At 65.1% G+C, this 16,450-nt stretch carries 14 protein-coding genes and 1 tRNA gene; 6 read left to right on the forward strand and 9 right to left on the reverse strand.

The genetic code is table 11. The annotated features are described in order from the left end of the window. Nucleotide 1 precedes the first annotated feature (1 nt). The 5 genes from BST11_RS03265 to BST11_RS03285 all read right to left on the reverse strand — a co-directional run bounded on the left by BST11_RS03265 (nt 2) and on the right by BST11_RS03285 (nt 9,829). The gene (locus tag BST11_RS03265; RefSeq protein WP_083136578.1) at nt 2–2,788 is read right to left on the reverse strand and encodes a DUF1156 domain-containing protein; all 2,787 of its coding nucleotides are present in this window, start codon (nt 2,786–2,788) and stop codon (nt 2–4) included. Further along, nucleotides 2,788–6,219: a helicase-related protein gene (locus BST11_RS03270; RefSeq protein WP_083136579.1), complete on the reverse strand. Its 3,432-nt coding sequence runs from the start codon at nt 6,217–6,219 to the stop codon at nt 2,788–2,790. The genes BST11_RS03265 and BST11_RS03270 overlap by 1 nt, the downstream gene beginning before the upstream one ends. 82 nt (nt 6,220–6,301) lie before the next feature. Further along, on the reverse strand, nt 6,302–7,327 hold the full coding sequence (locus BST11_RS03275) for a S1 family peptidase (RefSeq protein WP_083136688.1): 1,026 nt from the start codon (nt 7,325–7,327) through the stop codon (nt 6,302–6,304). A 261-nt stretch (nt 7,328–7,588) separates the two neighbouring features. After that, nucleotides 7,589–8,293 (reverse strand): DUF3800 domain-containing protein, encoded by a 705-nt coding sequence (locus BST11_RS03280; protein ID WP_083136580.1) that lies wholly within the window; start codon nt 8,291–8,293, stop codon nt 7,589–7,591. 18 nt (nt 8,294–8,311) lie between these two features. Further along, nucleotides 8,312–9,829, reverse strand: a complete 1,518-nt coding sequence (locus BST11_RS03285; RefSeq protein ID WP_083136581.1) for a rolling circle replication-associated protein — start codon at nt 9,827–9,829, stop codon at nt 8,312–8,314. Between the two features lie 174 nt (nt 9,830–10,003). On the opposite strand from BST11_RS03285, the gene BST11_RS03290 reads away from it, so the two are divergent. Then, nucleotides 10,004–10,068 (forward strand) — tRNA-Phe (locus BST11_RS03290). A gap of 11 nt (nt 10,069–10,079) precedes the next feature. On the opposite strand, the gene BST11_RS03295 is transcribed toward BST11_RS03290, so the two are convergent. Next, nucleotides 10,080–10,529 (reverse strand): DUF5994 family protein, encoded by a 450-nt coding sequence (locus tag BST11_RS03295; protein WP_083136689.1) that lies wholly within the window; start codon nt 10,527–10,529, stop codon nt 10,080–10,082. A gap of 268 nt (nt 10,530–10,797) precedes the next feature. On the opposite strand from BST11_RS03295, the gene BST11_RS03300 reads away from it, so the two are divergent. After that, nucleotides 10,798–11,022 (forward strand): hypothetical protein, encoded by a 225-nt coding sequence (locus BST11_RS03300; protein WP_068214480.1) that lies wholly within the window; start codon nt 10,798–10,800, stop codon nt 11,020–11,022. A 32-nt stretch (nt 11,023–11,054) separates the two neighbouring features. Here the strand turns inward: BST11_RS03300 and BST11_RS27895 are convergent, their stop codons facing one another. Next, a complete protein-coding gene (locus BST11_RS27895; protein WP_169834869.1) occupies nt 11,055–11,198 on the reverse strand; it encodes a hypothetical protein in 144 nt (47 codons plus the stop codon). A 269-nt stretch (nt 11,199–11,467) separates the two neighbouring features. Here BST11_RS27895 and BST11_RS03305 point away from each other — a divergent pair, with 269 nt between their 5' ends. Together BST11_RS03305 and BST11_RS03310 are read left to right on the forward strand one after the other, a co-directional pair. Continuing rightward, on the forward strand, nt 11,468–12,745 hold the full coding sequence (locus BST11_RS03305) for a DEAD/DEAH box helicase (RefSeq protein ID WP_083136690.1): 1,278 nt from the start codon (nt 11,468–11,470) through the stop codon (nt 12,743–12,745). A 114-nt stretch (nt 12,746–12,859) separates the two neighbouring features. Next, the gene (locus BST11_RS03310; RefSeq protein WP_067327334.1) at nt 12,860–13,063 is read left to right on the forward strand and encodes a cold-shock protein; all 204 of its coding nucleotides are present in this window, start codon (nt 12,860–12,862) and stop codon (nt 13,061–13,063) included. A gap of 27 nt (nt 13,064–13,090) precedes the next feature. Here BST11_RS03310 and BST11_RS03315 read toward each other — a convergent pair whose 3' ends face one another. Together BST11_RS03315 and BST11_RS03320 are read right to left on the reverse strand one after the other, a co-directional pair. Further along, entirely contained in the window at nt 13,091–13,543 is a 453-nt protein-coding gene (locus tag BST11_RS03315; protein ID WP_158086765.1) for a tautomerase family protein, read from the reverse strand. 19 nt (nt 13,544–13,562) lie between these two features. Further along, nucleotides 13,563–14,705 carry an LLM class flavin-dependent oxidoreductase gene (locus BST11_RS03320; protein ID WP_083136583.1) on the reverse strand — a complete coding sequence of 381 codons (1,143 nt, stop codon included), beginning with the start codon at nt 14,703–14,705 and terminating at the stop codon, nt 13,563–13,565. A gap of 165 nt (nt 14,706–14,870) precedes the next feature. Here BST11_RS03320 and BST11_RS03325 point away from each other — a divergent pair, with 165 nt between their 5' ends. Together BST11_RS03325 and BST11_RS03330 are read left to right on the forward strand one after the other, a co-directional pair. Beyond that, complete coding sequence (locus BST11_RS03325) at nt 14,871–15,557, forward strand: M15 family metallopeptidase (protein ID WP_083136691.1); 687 nt, start codon at nt 14,871–14,873, stop codon at nt 15,555–15,557. A gap of 64 nt (nt 15,558–15,621) precedes the next feature. Continuing rightward, nucleotides 15,622–16,434, forward strand: coding sequence for a methyltransferase domain-containing protein (locus BST11_RS03330; protein WP_083136584.1), 813 nt, complete (start codon nt 15,622–15,624; stop codon nt 16,432–16,434). The last annotated feature ends 16 nt before the right edge of the window (nt 16,435–16,450 follow it).

Here is a 16,450-nt window from a genome sequence, read left to right on the forward strand (position 1 = left end):
GTCAGTCGTCCTCGTCGTTAAATTCGAACGCGCTCTGCGCGGTCGCTGGTTGCTTCTCTGCGCGCACGGCGTTGAGGATCTCCGGCCAGCTCGTCACAAGGTTGTTGAAGCTAAGCGCATCCTTTGTCCACCCATTGCCTTCGGCGATCCGGAACAGGAGGTGCGCCAATTCCTTCACCAGGTCGGCGTCCACCACAGCATCGGGACGGCTAAGCGCGGCATTAAGGAAGTCACCCGCCGCTGAAATTCCATCGCGCTCGAGTACTTTGATGAGGTGGTGAAGGACTTCCCAATTGCTCGTGTGGGGATCAGCGACCACGTCGTAATCTGAACTCAGATCCGCTGGCTTGATCAACTGCACGTTTCCCGCTCGGGAAGTGACGATCCCGTTGCGATCCATGACATCCACACTTGTGTTCCGCGCGCGGGCCAGATTGTCGGCGTCACCGAACTTGCCTATGCCGTAGCCATGTTGGCGGTACCAAGCAATTGCGAACCGCGACGTCGAATCGAAGTCGCCCTCCTGCTCGTTAAGCACCTGATCAAGGATCTCGTTGATCCGCGCGAGCGCCGAGCGGATCGTCATCTTCGATCCGTCGGGTTCGAGTACTGCTCCGTAGCGGCTGAACACTGCCATCCCGGGTCCGATGGCGGCCTGTGGAAGGTCAACAGGAGCAATCTGGCCTTGTTGAAGTTTGCGCAGTGCGTCAGGCAACTCGGCTTCGAGCGCCGCAATTAGCCCCCGGCGGTCTGTAGTCGGGGCTCCTTCTGGCCGCGGTCGAAGCGAAAGCACAATGGATGAAGCGAGCGCATTGGAGCCGCTCGCAATCATCCGGTAGCCCTGCTCACTCCGGAGCGGCCACGTCGAGGTAATCTCCCAACCTGAGCGGATCATTCCCTCAAGAAGGGTTTCCCACCCTGTCGAAGCCTCTCCGCCCGCCGTCGTTTCACTTTGCTTGAAGGCGTAGTAAACGGTGATCGGGTAGTCAGGCAACGCGCTGGCGCGCACTCGGGCGAACACATGGCGGAACCCTTCCTCGAAGAACTCCCGCGCACCTTGGTTGCCATCGTGCCGGTATGGGTTGGCGACCAATTCCTCCGCCTTGGGAACCAGCATGGTCGAGAGAAGTTGCGGGTGGACGGCGCGGAGTGAGCGACGCAGCCAGATGTAGAAGAAGTCGGATAAATCGGAGTAACCGATGTTGTCGTAATAGGGCGGATCCGTGGAAATCACGACTCCTTCGTACTTGGCACTCCTCGCGTCAACGTGCGCGACAGTTCCACGGGCGCGGGCCGGCTCCCTCTCGAAAGCCTCAGCGACCCAATCGAACTGACTAAGAAAATTGCCTGTGGACGACGAGAAAAGGTTGACCTCCGCGAAGTCCCAAGTCATGGGGATCGCCTGTCGGCCGAACGTATTGCGCACCTTGCCCAGCGACGAATCCCAGCTTGCGATTGTCGACGAACGATCGGCGGTGCGGCTAACGCCAAGCCCGAGGTATGTCGCGATCGCGTCGGCGTAAGGCCCCGTGCCACCGTCGGCGTGGACGCGCTCGCGCGCTTCGGCGACCAGGTCGCTGAAGGTACTGAGGGCCACGAGCTGCCGATCTGTGAATAGGTCGGTGAACTCCGTGAGGCCGTAGGTGGGTGCCTTCAGGTCACGAGGGTAGTAGCTCAGCGAGCCGCTCACCGACTCTTCGGGCGGAGCGACCCTGGCTGCGCTCTCGTGCGTTGGTGAGGCGGGTAGGTAAACGCGCTCACGGCTGCCTTCCGCGACGACAGCGAGTAACCGCACACCAAATTTCTTTGCTCGGCCGCGCTCACGAATGTAAGCCAGAGGTGCGGCTGCCGCGCATGCAAGGCATACAGCTCCACTTCGGCCCACTGTCCCATCGGCTACTCGGCTTGGCGGATGGTCCGGCGCCTGTCCGATATTGAAGTCGATACGAATACCGGGCGGGCCGCTTGGATCGCGGACAACCTTGGGCACAAGAAATACTTCTTTGCCTTTTCGCCTACTCAGCCAGAAGTTTCCAATCAGAGGCATTTCCGCTCCGCATGCTGGGTTGGGGCAGGTGACGGTCCTCGCCCAGATCCACGCGATGACGGTCGCTTTGGAACCGGCAGGGAGAGTGGCCTTCGGATAGAGATGGCCAATGCGTTTCTTGGCCTCGTCACGCATCCACGCACCGTACGCTCGAACATCCGCAGCGAGTCCTTCTGCGCCTTTCCAATCCCGGATCTCAGAGTCGGCCAAGCCGGGGAACAAGGGTGGTTGATCTCGGAACTTTGGCGGAATCTCGATGAGCGCCTTGTTAATCAAGACCGCAACGGGATTAAGGTCCGAGGCGTGTGCTTCTAACCCGAGCCGTTGGGCCTCCAGCGGGATGGTGCCGCCGCCGGCGAAGGGGTCAAGGATCGGAGGTGGATTTCCGTTGGTGGACTTGAGGATCTCAGCGTGGGCCTCAGCCATGAGCGACTCATCCCATGAGTTCTTCCAAACGACGAGTCGCTGGATCAGGGCATGCAGCCGGTCGCGCTCCTTGCGTTGGAGTTCCTCCGTTGGGAATTCATCCGGCCGGGCGCTCGGGTCATCGACGAGCTGGGCGAACAGCACGGCCCGCGCCGCCACGTGCGGCCGCCGCGCCCACCACAAATGCAATGTGCGTGGATGAGGGCGAATTGCTGGAACCTTCTCGTATGTCGCCTCTCGATTGATCGCTTCCAGCGGCAGCGCGATTTCGATCAGTTTGCGTTTCGGCACCGTGCCCGACATCGTCTCTCCCATCAGAACGGCGGCGTTCCTTTCGCCCAGGTCTTGTCCCAGTCGCCGCGAATACCGGTGGCCTCGAAGTCGCCGAGATCGGTGTTGGCGAACGGGTTGTCGAGATAGCGGACCTCGTCGTGCTGCACGCCACGGGGGTCGACCTTGACAAGTGCCAGCCGGTAGCGCGGGACGGCGTTCTTGCCGACCATTACTTCGTTGTGGGTGACGAAGAAGTCCTTCGCTCCATCTAGGCGGGCCTTGACCTCGATGCGGTAGGTGTCGCCGTTGGGCGCGGTGGACAGGATGTCGAATCCTTTGTTGGTGAAGGCCTGCTCGACCGGTTTGCGGCCGAGCTCGCGTTCCCGTGCCAGAACCAGGTCGACACCGCGGCGTTCTACCTCTTTGGTTTCCTTCGCATGGATCGGCGCCGCGGGAGGAAGGTCGGCTTCCAGCATCGCCACCGGCAGGACGAGAGCCGCAGTCAGAATGCGCGGCGGCTTGGTGGACATCAGCGTCTGCTGGTCGAGCACCTCGAGTCGCTTGCGCAGCCTCACGTCGAGATCGACCGCCTTGCGGTTGAGACTCTCGGCGGATTCCCTGGGCTTCTCGCCCGAGTACTCCTTCTCGGCGGCGACAGCGGCGTCAAGAAGGAGCCGATCCCGTTCGCTTTCAAGCCGTTTGGTGACCAGCTCGCGGGTCTTTGCCAGTTCAGCGGTGCGCCGGGGCTGCACCTCGGCGAGGTACTCGGGCAGTCGATTCGCGATGATCCAACTGGTCGCCTTGTCCTCGGCATCCGCCAGCCACGGCAGTCCTCGGGCGGTCGTCACCGCCGGCACGTCCGGGGCGGCGACGCAATCGAGGTACGGTGCCGGGCCCGCCGGTGTGACGGTGCCGAAGCTGTCGACATAGGCGTAGCCGAAGCGTCTCGAGACCGTCGCGCCCGTGGCGTCGGCGACCTCCTCGATGACGCCGACGAGCAGCTGCGGCTCCTCCAATGTCGAGGACACCAGAACGGTGCCGCTGTTGAGGGTGCCGCCGTGTTGTCGGATGGCCTCGTCCATGACCGCGTCGTGCAGCGGGTGACCCGGGGCGAGCAGGTCGGCGCGGGCGAGTCCGTCGGGTTCGACGTGGTTCAGGTCGAAGGTGACCCGGTCGTACTTGGTGGCGATCGGGCCGTGCTTGCTCGACCGGACGTGCGCCGGCACGTTGGCTATCTCGTATCGGCCTTGTTCGCGTTTGGCGATGCGGCCACCGAGCCGGGTGAACGCTGCCTTGAACGCGAGCTCGATGTAGTGCGGCTGTAGGCGACGGGCGCGGGCCTCGTCCATTGCGGCACGAAGGGCAGCCAGATCGGCTTCGGCGAGGTGCTCGGCCGCGAGTGACCGTTCCGCCAGGAGGTCCTTGAGGCCTTCGGACACCTGGCTATCGATGACTGCGTGCATCTTGGCCTTGACCTCGGGGAGATCGCCGTAACGGATCGCTTCCAGGAGCAGGTCGCGCAGTGGTGTCTCGATGAACGCCTCGCCGAGAACGTCAAAGACCTTGCCGCCGTACGCTATTCGTTGTTCTTCGATTTTGATCAGGAGTCGGGTGAACACGTCGCCTTCGCGGGTGTTACTCGCGACGACGTTCCACAGCCGGCAGACCTCTTCCTGACCTATGCGGTGGATGCGGCCGAACCGCTGCTCGATGCGGTTGGGGTTCCACGGCAGGTCGTAGTTGACCATCAGATGTGCGGCCTGCAGGTTGAGGCCTTCACCGGCGGCGTCGGTGGCGATCAGGATCTGGCAGTCGCGGTTCTTGGTGAATTCCTCGGTAATCATGCGGCGATCGCCGCGGCGGACGCCGCCGTGGATTGCCTGCACGGCGTCGGGTTTGCCGAGTAGTGACCGGATTTTGGCGGTGAGGTAGTCGAGGGTGTCACGGTGCTCGGTGAAGATGATGAACTTGCGTGGCCGACCGTCTTTGTCGCTGGTCAGCGCGTGGTCCTGCAGGATCGTGCTGAGCTCGGTCCACTTGCGGTCAGTGCCCGAGTCGCGGACCTGCTTGGCCACCTTGGTGAGTGCGGCCAGTTCGAGCAGCTCGGCGTCGAGTTCCTCGACGGTCTGGGCTGCGGTCGCGGCGTCGAGCAGTTCTTCCTCGATCTCTTCGATCTCTTCGGCGTTGTACTCGTCGGCATCGAGATTCGCGAGATCGATACTTGGCTCCTTCTCGACGTAGGTGCCGTTGAGGATCTCCTGCTTCTTCCTTTCGAGTCGTTCTGAGCGGCGCACCAGGCTCTTGTAGATGGCCTCGGGACTGGACGCCAGGCGTCGCTGCAGCACGGTGAGGGCGAACCCGACGGTGTTCTTTCGTTTCCCGCCAACGCGATCCGCGCGGTTCATTCCCTCGCGGACGTATGCGGTGACTTGCTCGTAGAGGTCGTACTCCAGTTCGGTGAGCTCGTAGGGCACCGTCTCAGCGATCCGCTCGGGGAAGAGCTTCCTGCCCTCGAAGGTCAGCAGGTCCTCCTTGACCATGCGCCGCATGATTCCGCTGGTGTCGGTGGACTTCTTGTGCTTGCCCTCGAAGCGGTCACGATCCAGCAGGGTGAGGAACAGCTGGAAGTCTTCCTCCTTGCCCGAGTGTGGCGTCGCCGTCATCAAGAGCAGATGCCGGGTGATCTTGCCGAGCAGCTCGCCGAGCAGGAAGCGCTTGGTCTTCTCCAGTTTCGCCCCGAAGTAGTGGGCGCCCATCCGGTGTGCTTCGTCGACGACAACCAGGTCCCACTCGGTCTCCTTGAGCTGCTGTTGCAGCTCTTCGTTGCGCGACAGTTGGTCCATGCGGGCAATGAGCAGCGGATTGGTCTCGAAGACGTTGAGGTTCACGGTGGCGTCGATGAGCTGATTGGTCAGCATGTCGAAGCGCAGCCCGAACTTAAAGAACAGCTCATCCTGCCACTGCTCGACCAGGCCGCCGGGCGCGACGACCAAACACTGCTTCACGTCGTCGCGAAGGACCAGCTCCTTGATATACAGGCCGGCCATGATTGTCTTGCCAGCGCCGGGGTCGTCGGCGAGCAGGTAACGCAGCGGGGTGCGGGGGAGCAGTTCGCCATAGACCGCACGGATCTGGTGGGGCAGCGGGCGCACGTCGCTGGTGGCCACGGCCAGCATCGGGTCGAACAGTCCCGCCAGCTGGATGCGCTGGGCCTCGGCGACCAGCTTGAAGTCAGCCGCCGGGGCGTCGAACGGGCGGGAGCCGGACTGCGCGATGGTCAGCTTGTCCTGATCTTTGCGGAAGATGACTTGCTGGCCGAGGTGACCTGCGGAGGTCTTGTAGGTCAGCTCAAGCGCGTCCGTGCCATGCCACTGCGCGGCGACGACGGTGACCACCGCGGCGGGGATCAACCCATCGATACGCAATCCTGGCTTGAGCTCCTCAAGCAGTAACTTCGCCTCCCGTCTCGACAGCCAAATTACGGTAGTCGAGGGGTCCGACAGGCACGATATCGTTGACGGGAATTGGTTCTTGTTGCTACGTCCCGGGTTCTGCCTATCGAACGGTGTCCATCTCGACGATGCCGCCGAAGTCGAGTTCGTCGAGCGCGCGGATTACTTCGCTCGAAGGGATACCGCGGTAGAACGGTGCCGCGGCCGGGCCGGCATCCGTCGACGGGGATTCCGCACAGTCCTCGACCACAAGGCCGATCACGCGGCCGTCCTGCGCAACGATCGGACCACCGCTGTTGCCGGGCCGCGCGATGGCCGAGTACAGGAAGATCTTCTGGCGGTCGGGGATGGTTGTGGCCGCCGGGTTGACGACTTCGCCGCGCTGCACCGTGATTGCCATCTCGGCTGTCATCGGCACCCGCGGATAGCCGAAGACATAGACTTCATCGGCCCAGTCGGGGTCTCGGAACGCCATACCGGCCAGTCGCGGTAGGTACTTGCCGTCGGGCAAGTCGAACTTGATCACGGCGACGTCGAGCGTGGGGTGCACGTGAGCCGTTCCCGAGCAGCCCACCTGAGCCGCGTCGGCGTGGTTGCGCGACGGATAGATAGATAGACCCGAGCTGCTGCCTGCGAGGCCGGTCAGGACGTGCTTGTTGGTAATGACGTGGTTGTGGTCGACGACGAGGCCGGTGCCCCAGCTGTCGACCGGGTTGCCCTCGTCATCGTGACCGGTGAGCTGAACCGTCACCGCGTTGTAGCTCGGGATGATGAGTTCGGCACCGAACACCTCGGACAACCACAGGTTGCCACCGAGCTGTCCCTTCGAGGCGCCGCCCTGGGAGATGTACTGCTGGCCCATAATCGGCATTTGCGGGTTCCAGCCGAGCGGTAGCAGAAGCCCGGCGCGTTCCATCGCACTGAGGAGTCGGTGGAGGGTAACTGCCTCGCCGGCGGCGGGGAGGCCGAGGCTATGCAGGTATTTCGAGAAGTCGGCGACCGACCATGGTTCAAAGGGCACGGTCTTGGGCGGCCCGCCGGCCGGATCGGCGGGCGGAGGTTCGGGCTTTCCGATCGCCGCCGCCATCGCAGGGTTGTGGATCAGCCCGAAGAACTGGTGGGCGCACATCGCCACGTTCACACGCCATGCGGAAGTGCCGGGCTTTAGGTCAGCAGGTGTGGGCTGACGCGGCGATGCGGATTCCTCGTCGTTACCGCAGACGTGTGTCATAGTCCATGACGCTAGCTGCGGCGGGGGCGGTTACTGCCATGCAGGCAGCCATGTCACGGCAGGCGGTTGTGGATGTCGGCAGGTCCGGTATGATACGTAATGGAACTCCGAAAGGATTCTGTGAGCCGCAGCCCCGCCCCGAGCGGGGCTGTTGTGCATCTACGGCCAAAGGTTCCACACGCATCTTTTTGGTGCGACGATTTGCGCCAAGCCCGCGTCGGCCTGCCGCGCCCGCGGATTAGTGATGTTAGAGCGCCGCATTCTGAAGTTGAGGTACGACACCAGGTCAGCGGCTTGGAGTAAGCGACTGTGCTTGGACGGCGCGAAGTGGAGCGCATCCACACCCCTGTCCATTTTGGCGGTGTACGGGCTGAGCGTTCCTAGCCGCTGGAAGTGCCAGTAGCTGGCGCGCAGGGTGTCCGCTTGGTCGATCTCGTCGGCGATGGCCAAGAAATGCGTGCTCTTCCCCGACGCCATACCGTTCAGCGACTGACACAGGAAGTCGAGCGCCACTCGGTGTGGATGCCAGGCTGCCGGTCCGTACCGTGCCTTGTGCTTCGGGATATCGATTCCGCGAAATGCCAACTCCAGCCCGTCGCAGGCTGCGATGGCTTCGAGTGCGTCGGAGTAGACCTTGATGCGAGCGCGGATCATCTCCTTCATGCCTGCCCAGTCGCCTTTCCCGCCGCGGATATGGCTTCCGTGAAGCTCGGCATCTGGAGAAACTCCGTAACTCCTCGCCGCGTCGGAAACGACTGCGTCAAGGTCGTTCTGGAGCTGGAGAGCGCTGTCAGCAGGCACGACGAGCGCGGTGAGCCAGTACTCGACCTTGTCGTACGACTCGTCGATGTAAGCCAGAAGCACGGTTCGGAGCGTACTGCTCTATGCGAACGCGATTGCTCGGGCAAGTTGGGCGGCAAAGCCCGGACCGTCGTTCACCAACGCGTAGCCGCCGGCAAGGCCACCCTGATGGCATAGCGTGCGTCGTCGTCGCACACGTCGGTGCTTCACCACGCCGGTATTGCCGTTGACACGGCCAACCAGGCGCGTTGCCGTCCGCGGTACCACGGCGGTGGGGAAGCGGCTGGCCCAATCGCCGTATGTCGCCTGGCTCCGTGACCACCGCCGCATGATCCGACGCGCAGCCAGGTACGCGTCCTGAGCGATCTCCACGACGGCGATAGCCTTCTTGAGGCCGTACACGCCCCAGAACCGGCCAGGTCCGCGTCCAGGCTGCTGCCAGAGCTCGGGCACGATGTGCTGATATTCCTTGTCACCGTGCAGGTTTGGTGATGAGTGTTTGGTGAAGTAGATCGCCAGGCGTTTCGGGTCACACGCTTTCAGCCCGTTGCGCACGTCGATGGCAGTTCCAGCGAGCCGGTGCCGTGACTTCTGCTCCGGGTCGGGGTGATCGACGACCTGCGTCCAAGTCTCCGATAACCATTGAGCGAAGCTGCGCCCCGACCTGCCCGGTGATATGGGTGGCGCCATCCACACGTGAATGTGCGGTGCGCCGCGCCGTTGAAATTCCAGCTTCCAGATGTAGCGGGCCGGTTCACCGTACTCACGTTGAAAGCGCTTGCGCCACAACACCATGTGTCGCTTTACGCTGGCCCCATCTGGCGCGACAGCCTCCCAGTCGCCGGGATAGGTGAGGGTGACCATCGCTGGAACGCGGCCGGATTCGACGAGGGGGCTGTAGTCGAGTTCAGCGAAGGTGCGGCACATCGCGGAGCGCGATTTTCGGGACCATTCGGTGATGACACCGCCAGAACCGCGCTGGTCGTTTTCCGTAGGGCTCCGTCGTGTTGAAGACACGACGGCCTGATCACCGTCCCCGGCTGTCTGGGCGAGTTCATTTCTGACGTGCAGCTTCACATCGTCAACGTCACGTTGGTGATGACCGACAGCCCGTTCGCCGGTTTTCGCAGCGCGGACCGGATTGGTCCACCCGAGTTGCACGACTCCGGGGCCGACCGTGATCCGAAACCGTCCAGATTCAGATTCGGTGCTTCGACGCCCAGGGCCGATAGCCCATGGAGCGGCCGGCTCGAACAGTGCCGCGGCCGCGGTGACCATCTCGGGGCTCGGGAAGCGCAGCCCCAATGCGTCGATCGCCCGCAGGTCCCCGGCCGCGACCCCGTCGAGAATCGGGCCGCGGACATTTTCGGCACATATAACAAGCCCGCCGGCCGCGGCCGGATTGAGGCCGGTGCCCCGGTCGGTGTCCGGCCGGCCGCTGTCGCTCTCGCGTCCTGCGGCCTCCGCGGCCTCGGACGCTCGCGACCTACCGCCAACCGGGGCACCGGCAGCATCATGCCGGGATGACGGATGTTGTGATGCCGATGTCCGGCCGTCGGTCGACGGTGTCGGACCGCTCGCTGATGCGATGCTGGGCATCGGGGTGCCTGCTCCCCGGAACCGCCGAGACTGCCCACAAAGCACGCGGCAGCGCAGAAGCTCCTGGTCGGGAGTGCAAGCACCGTGTCCGGTTTACGTCCGTTCGCCGGACAGACTGAACGCGTCAGCCCTGCTCAATGCGGCGCATAGGACGCACAGAAGCAGATAAACCGCAGGTCAGTGGCTATCTCGTCCGCCTGAAAAGCGGAAGGTCGGCGGTTCGATCCCGCCCCTGGCCACCGATGTCGAACTAGTGACCGCAGGCACGCTCACGTTGTTGCCGGGCGGTGCGCAGGATCGAGCCCGCGGTGAGATATGCGGGCTTGTCGCGGTCGACGGCCGCGACGGGCAGGTTGGCCGCACAGCGCAACACCATCAGGGCGAGCGCGCTGTGTGTCGCATACGAGATGACCAGCAGGTTGACGGACGCGTCCGCGCCGCCGACCGTCATGACGTGCTGGACTTTGCGTTCCCATCCCGGCCAGTTGAGGTCGGGTGGCCGTTGCAGCGGCGACCAGTTGACGTTGATCGACGTGATTTCTCCGAGCAACGGTGTCAGGGTCGCGACGAGGTTCGGCAATTCGTTGGTGATGCGATCGGCGCGCGGCCACCATGCGCCGTCGATGTCACGGCCGAGTTCGTCGGCCACCGATAGCCGGATGGGATGGGCCTGGCGACCGGCGCTGATCGGGTAGATCATCGCGGTCACACCTGGTCTTCATTCACGGGCGATACCTCCACGGTCGGCACCGTCTGCCCCGGGCGAGGCGGACGCGGAGCGATCGCGATTGCCCGTGGGCATAACCCGTGGCGAGTCGCGGTGAGCCACCGCTGAAAACGGAGCGTCTCGGGTTTGAGGCTACGCCCACAACGCCCACGGCGAGCGCCCGGTGAAGCGTTCGGCGGCGGAGGGCGAAAAATGCGCGTAGCGTAGCAGGCCGGACCGATGAGAACAGGTGGGCAAGACCATAGCCATAGACAACCCCGAGGATGCATCCCAGATTCATCCATCGCAGATCCGGATCGGTGACATCATCGGGACGACGAAGCCCGTCGGCCTGCGCTACGCGGTCAAGTTGATCAGCGAGCCGCACACAACTCCACGGCGGTGGACGTTCTTCGGCCGCGACGCCAAGGGCTTGCAGCACACGACCACGTTCGGCGAAGACGACCTAGTCCGTCGCTACAAGTAATATCCCCCGCATCCGTTGGGGGCCAATTGGTTTCACGATCCTTGCTTTGGCGAGCCGGCAGCGTGGGCGGCGGGAGCATCGGAGAACGTCGGGTATTCGACTGGCTTTCCGGCATTTTCGCTCGCACCGACGTGTTCGGGCGCGTCGGGATGGGAGAACAGGTTCGAATTGTCCATGCGGTGTCCTTTACATTCGCCCTCGACTGTACAGACCCCGCGAACGTTGCCGGCTGAGCCCGCGGACCGGGGCCCGGGGCCAGCACCATCGGGAGCCTGCTACGCTGGTGACAACGTTGGCTGTCCCGGTAGGACGCCAGCCCGTCGTGAAACCTTCTCCATCCTTCTATCGCGGCGATCGATATTGCCCACCGGCAATCTCGCCACCTTGTGCTGACCGGCCCGCTTTCGCCGCTCGCTCGGCACAACCAATGCTGAAAGACACCAAAGTGAATACTGGCAAGACTTTTGCCGACCTCGGCGTGGCCGAACCACTCATCGCAGTGCTCGCCGACCGCGGGGTCACCCATCCGTTCCCCATTCAGATCGCAACTCTTCCCGACACTCTCGCCGGCCGCGACGTCCTCGGCCGCGGCAAGACGGGGAGCGGTAAGACGCTCGCCTTTTGCCTTCCTCTGGTCAGCAGGCTGGCCGGACACCCGCGCCGCCCGACCCGGCCGTCGGGTCTGGTCCTGGCCCCCACCCGGGAGTTGGCCACCCAGATCGCCGCGACCCTCGAGCCGTTGGCGGCGGCCAACGGCTTACGGGTGGCCACGATTTTCGGCGGAGTTGCGCAAGGCAGGCAGGTGGCGGCGCTGAAGTCTGGCGTCGACGTCGTCGTTGCCTGCCCCGGCCGGCTCGAAGACCTGATGAAGCAACGCCTGATCAGCCTCGACTCGGTCGAGGTCACGGTGATCGACGAAGCCGATCACATGGCCGATCTCGGCTTCCTTCCCGGTGTCACCCGGATCCTGGCCGCCACGCCGAGCGGAGGGCAGCGATTGCTGTTCTCCGCAACCCTCGACAACGGCGTCGACAAGCTCGTCGACCGATTCCTGCGCGACCCGGTGCTGCACTCTGTCGACGGCTCCGCTTCGCCGGTGTCCGAGATGACCCACCACGTGTTCCACGTGTCCGGTGCGCAGGCCAAAAGGGAGCTGGTGCACCGGCTCGCCTCCGGCAGCGGTCGCCGGATCCTGTTCATGCGCACCAAGCATCAGGCGCGCAAGCTCGCCAGGCAGCTCACCGAATCCGGGGTCCCGGCGGTCGATCTGCATGGGAACCTTTCTCAACCCGCACGCGACCGAAACCTGGCCGCGTTCAGCGCGGGCGAGGCGAGAGTGCTGGTGGCCACCGACATCGCCGCGCGCGGCGTGCACGTCGACGGAATCGAATTGGTCGTGCACATCGATCCGCCTGCCGAGCACAAGGCCTACCTGCACCGCTCCGGACGAACGGCGCGCGCCGGAAACGCGGGTGAAGTCGTGACGGTTGTCCTACCCGAGCAGCGCAAGGACACGCACGCGCTGATGCGCCGCGCAGGCATCCGTGTCACCCCCCAGGAGGTCACCGTCGATTCGGCCGCCGTGAGCGCGGTGGCCGGTGAGGCGGTGGCGTATCGGGCTCCCACACCGACCAAGCCAGCGGTGCCGAATCCGCCGCCCCGGCCTAACCGCACGGGTTCCGGCCGCAGGCGTGGCCGGCGCCCGGCTGGCGCACCTCGCTAATTGCCCAGCGCCACAATGACTATCAGGGACGATCAGTGCAACCAGCCGATCGTGCTACGCTGACCGCACGGATGCTTTTGGTGCGTCCGCATTTTGAATGAGAGAAGTAATCAGATGGCACAGGGAACTGTGAAATGGTTCAACGCTGACAAGGGCTTCGGATTCATCGCCCCGGACGGCGACGCGAAGGACGTGTTCGTCCACTACTCCGAGATTCAGGGAAGCGGCTACCGCTCGCTCGAGGAAAACCAGCGCGTTCAGTTCGAGGTCGAGCAGGGGGCAAAAGGGCCCCAGGCCGTGGGAGTCACCGCCGTCTAGCCTCCCGGCCGTTGCGCCGAAGGCGTTTCAACCCGGACGCTCGCCGGGATTATCCTCTGCCACAAGGCCTTTCACTTGTTGGTAGTAAATGACGCGGCCGCCGCCCGCCCAATTGCCCTCGGGGATCTCGTGGATCAGCGTCCAGACGTGAAACGCCCGTGGCCCCTGGGGTTCGATGCCCGCCGCCGCGCACACCGCCGTGTGCACGTCGGCGGCCAGTTGTTCCTTGCGCTGGCGGTCCAGCGCTCCCTCGAAGACGGTCAGGTCGACCCGGAACCGGGGCGCGCCCGGCCCCCGGCCGCCTACGGAGAGCCTGCCCGCCTCCGTCGGATGCAGGTAAACCCACGTGTTGTCCCGCAGGAAAGGGGTGTCGGGGGCGCGCTCGGCGCGCAGCAGGGCCGTCACCAGCTCGTCGGCCAGCCGGTTGAGCGCTCGGCCATCGAGGGAGTCGCGCACGAACGTCAGATCGATCATCGGCATCGCGGCATCATCTCCTCGCTCACAGCTTTCGCAGCCCGCGGACGACCTTGATGTAGGGCGCGGTCGCGGACGCGCTTTTGCGCAGACTCGGTTGAATGGCACCGGCATTGCCGACGACGAGGTATCGCAATCCGTGGTCGCGGAACTCCGCCATCTGATCGAGGACCTCGTCCGGCGTTCCGACGGCAAACAACTCCCGAACGAGGGAACGCGGGGCCGTCGCCGCGTAGGAGAGTGCCGTCTGCTCGTCGATGGTTTGCGGAATGAGGTCCTGCACGCCGGTGAAGTCGGCCCCCATCGGGTGTTCGGCGCCGTGACGAGCCCAATCTTTGGCCGGGCAGTTCAGCGTGAACACCTTGGCGATGTCGGAGTCGACGACCTCGTCGATTTCGCCGCGCGATCGGCCGGTCACGATGAACCGAATGAGCGCGGGGGTGATAGCCATGGGGTCGCGTCCGGCGTCCGATGCCGCGGTACGCACGATCTCGAGTTGCTCGCCGTATTCGGCTGCGCGGGTGGTCCCGGGGAACCACCCGTCGGCGTACCGCCCGGTGGCACGCATCATGCGGGGCCCGTGCGCGGCGATCCAGATCTGGGGCCATCTGCCCTTGTACGGTGGCAGCGCGAAAGTGGCCTTGTGCAAAGGGAAGAACGGCGAGTCGCGGGTGACCAACTCGCCGTTGGAGTTCCAGAGCGCGCGGATGGTGGCTACCGCCTCCTCGAAGCGAGCCACGGGCTTGGACCAGTCGACGCCGTAGGGCGCGTTGCTCTCCCGCTCGCCGGTTCCGATGCCCAGCACCGCCTTGCCTCGGGTGAGCAGGTGCAGCGAGGCGGCGGCCTGGGCGGTGACCGCGGGGTTGCGCCTGCCGGTATCGGTGACGGCCACTCCCAGGCGCATTCGGCCGAGCCGATTGCGGCCGGCCAGGTAGCCGAGCATCGTCCACGGCTCGAGGTGGGCGTCCATCTTCGGGATCACCCGTGCCGCGCCCACGTGCTTGGTCGTCCACATCGACGGCGGCAGCACCGAATTGAGGTGGTCGGCCACCCAGAACGAGTCGGCTCCGCAGGCCAGCCCGGTCAGGTAGTCGGCGTGGATCAAGGGTTTCGGCCCGAAGCGTGAATTGATCGTGTTGTGCATGACGCCCACGCCGAGACCGGCCATCGTGTCGCTCCTTCGAGCCCCGGCCACAGACTAGCCGATCGGCTACTCGGCAGACGATAGATCAAGGGCCACGGTTCATCAATGGCTAGCCACGACGACGGCGACATCGGCGCTGACTTCGCCGGCGGACCGCCACAATGGCGCGACAATGGCCGGATGCGTCCGATGCGCCCGGTCCTCGCGGTCGCCGTCGGCGTGACCGCGGCGTTGTGCGCCGCGACCGCATGGGCCGGCCCCGACGTCCCGCCGGTGAGCGACGCGGCGCGCGCGGCCGGATTCGTCGACATCCGCACCGTGATCGCCGACGCCATCGTCGACCTGCGCTACGCGACCACCAACAACTTCACCGGCACCCAGCTGTATCCCTCCGACGCGCGGTGCCTGGTGCATCAATCCCTGGCCCCCGGGTTGGCGGCCGCCGCGACGGCGCTGCGCCCCCAGGGCCACGTGCTGGTGTTCTGGGACTGCTACCGGCCCCACGAGGTTCAGGTCAAGATGTTCAGCGTGGTCCCCAACCCCGCCTGGGTGGCCCGCCCCGGCCCGTACGCCCACAGCCACGAGTCGGGACGCTCGGTCGACGTGACGTTCACCAGCGTGCCGCAGCAGTGCCCGCCCCCGCGGCGGGTCAATGGACTGTGCCTGGCCGACATGGGCACCGACTTCGACGACTTCTCCTCGCGCGCAACGGCATACGCAACCCAGGGCGTCAGCGCCGACCAGCAGGCCAATCGCGCCCGGCTGCGGGACGCGATGAAGTACGGCGGCCTGGCGCCGTACTCGGGGGAGTGGTGGCATTTCGACGGCCCGGGCGCCGCCGTCGACCGCCCGATCCTCAACGTCCCCGTCGACTAGTTCTCTGTTTCACAGTGTGAGACATAAATTTCATAGTTCGAAACCGGAGCGGTACGCTCCGACCGTGACCAACGCCCGCCCGGCCAAGTACACGCACGGCCATCACGAGTCGGTGCTGCGCAGTCATCAGCGACGCACCGCGGAGGACTCCGCTGCCTACCTGCTGCCCCACCTGAGGCCCGGGATGTCGGTGCTGGACATCGGGTGCGGCCCCGGGACCATCACCGCCGACATCGCCGCGCGCGTCGCGCCGGGGGCGGTCGTGGCTGTCGACCGGGTCGCCGACGTCCTCGCCGTGGCGCGCGCCGAAAGCCGGGGGCGTGACCTGTCGAACGTCACGTTCGCGACCGCCGACGTGCACCGGCTCGACTTCCCCGACGACGCGTTCGACATCGTCCACGCGCATCAGGTGCTGCAGCACGTCGCCGATCCGGTGGGCGCGCTGCGCGAGATGCGTCGGGTGTGTCGGCCCGGCGGGATCGTCGCGGCGCGGGACGCCGACTACGCCGGCTTCACCTGGTTTCCGCAGATTGACGCGCTGGACCTGTGGCGTGACCTGTATCGGCGGGCGGCGCGCGCCAACGGCGGCGAGCCCGATGCCGGGCGGCGGCTGCTGTCGTGGGCCCTCGACGCCGGGTTCGCCGACGTCACCCCCGCGGGCAGCGCCTGGTGCTACGCGACGCCCGAAACCCGCGAATGGTGGGGTGGGATGTGGGCCGACCGGATCGTGCGTTCGGACGTGGCGCGCGACCTGCTCGACCTCGGCCTGGCGACGGCCGCGCAGCTCGAGGAGATCGCCGCGGCGTGGCGCGCCTGGGCGGCGGCCCCGGACGGCTGGCTGTCGATACCGCACGGCGAAGTCCTCTGCCGGGCCTGAGGCCCATCCGGTGATA

It is taken from the genome of Mycobacterium alsense (assembly GCF_002086635.1).
Lineage (GTDB): Bacteria > Actinomycetota > Actinomycetes > Mycobacteriales > Mycobacteriaceae > Mycobacterium > Mycobacterium alsense.

Bases quoted from the DNA above. Each gene is read 5' to 3' on its own strand.
- BST11_RS03265 (WP_083136578.1), bottom strand. From the start codon at position 2,788: ATGGGAGAGACGATGTCGGGCACGGTGCCGAAACGCAAACTGATCGAA.
- BST11_RS03275 (WP_083136688.1), bottom strand. From the start codon at position 7,327: ATGTGCGCCCACCAGTTCTTCGGGCTGATCCACAACCCTGCGATGGCG.
- BST11_RS03285 (WP_083136581.1), bottom strand. From the start codon at position 9,829: ATGCCCAGCATCGCATCAGCGAGCGGTCCGACACCGTCGACCGACGGC.
- BST11_RS03295 (WP_083136689.1), bottom strand. From the start codon at position 10,529: ATGATCTACCCGATCAGCGCCGGTCGCCAGGCCCATCCCATCCGGCTA.
- BST11_RS27895 (WP_169834869.1), bottom strand. From the start codon at position 11,198: ATGGACAATTCGAACCTGTTCTCCCATCCCGACGCGCCCGAACACGTC.
- BST11_RS03310 (WP_067327334.1), top strand. From the start codon at position 12,860: ATGGCACAGGGAACTGTGAAATGGTTCAACGCTGACAAGGGCTTCGGA.
- BST11_RS03315 (WP_158086765.1), bottom strand. From the start codon at position 13,543: ATGCCGATGATCGATCTGACGTTCGTGCGCGACTCCCTCGATGGCCGA.
- BST11_RS03320 (WP_083136583.1), bottom strand. From the start codon at position 14,705: ATGGCCGGTCTCGGCGTGGGCGTCATGCACAACACGATCAATTCACGC.
- BST11_RS03325 (WP_083136691.1), top strand. From the start codon at position 14,871: ATGCGCCCGGTCCTCGCGGTCGCCGTCGGCGTGACCGCGGCGTTGTGC.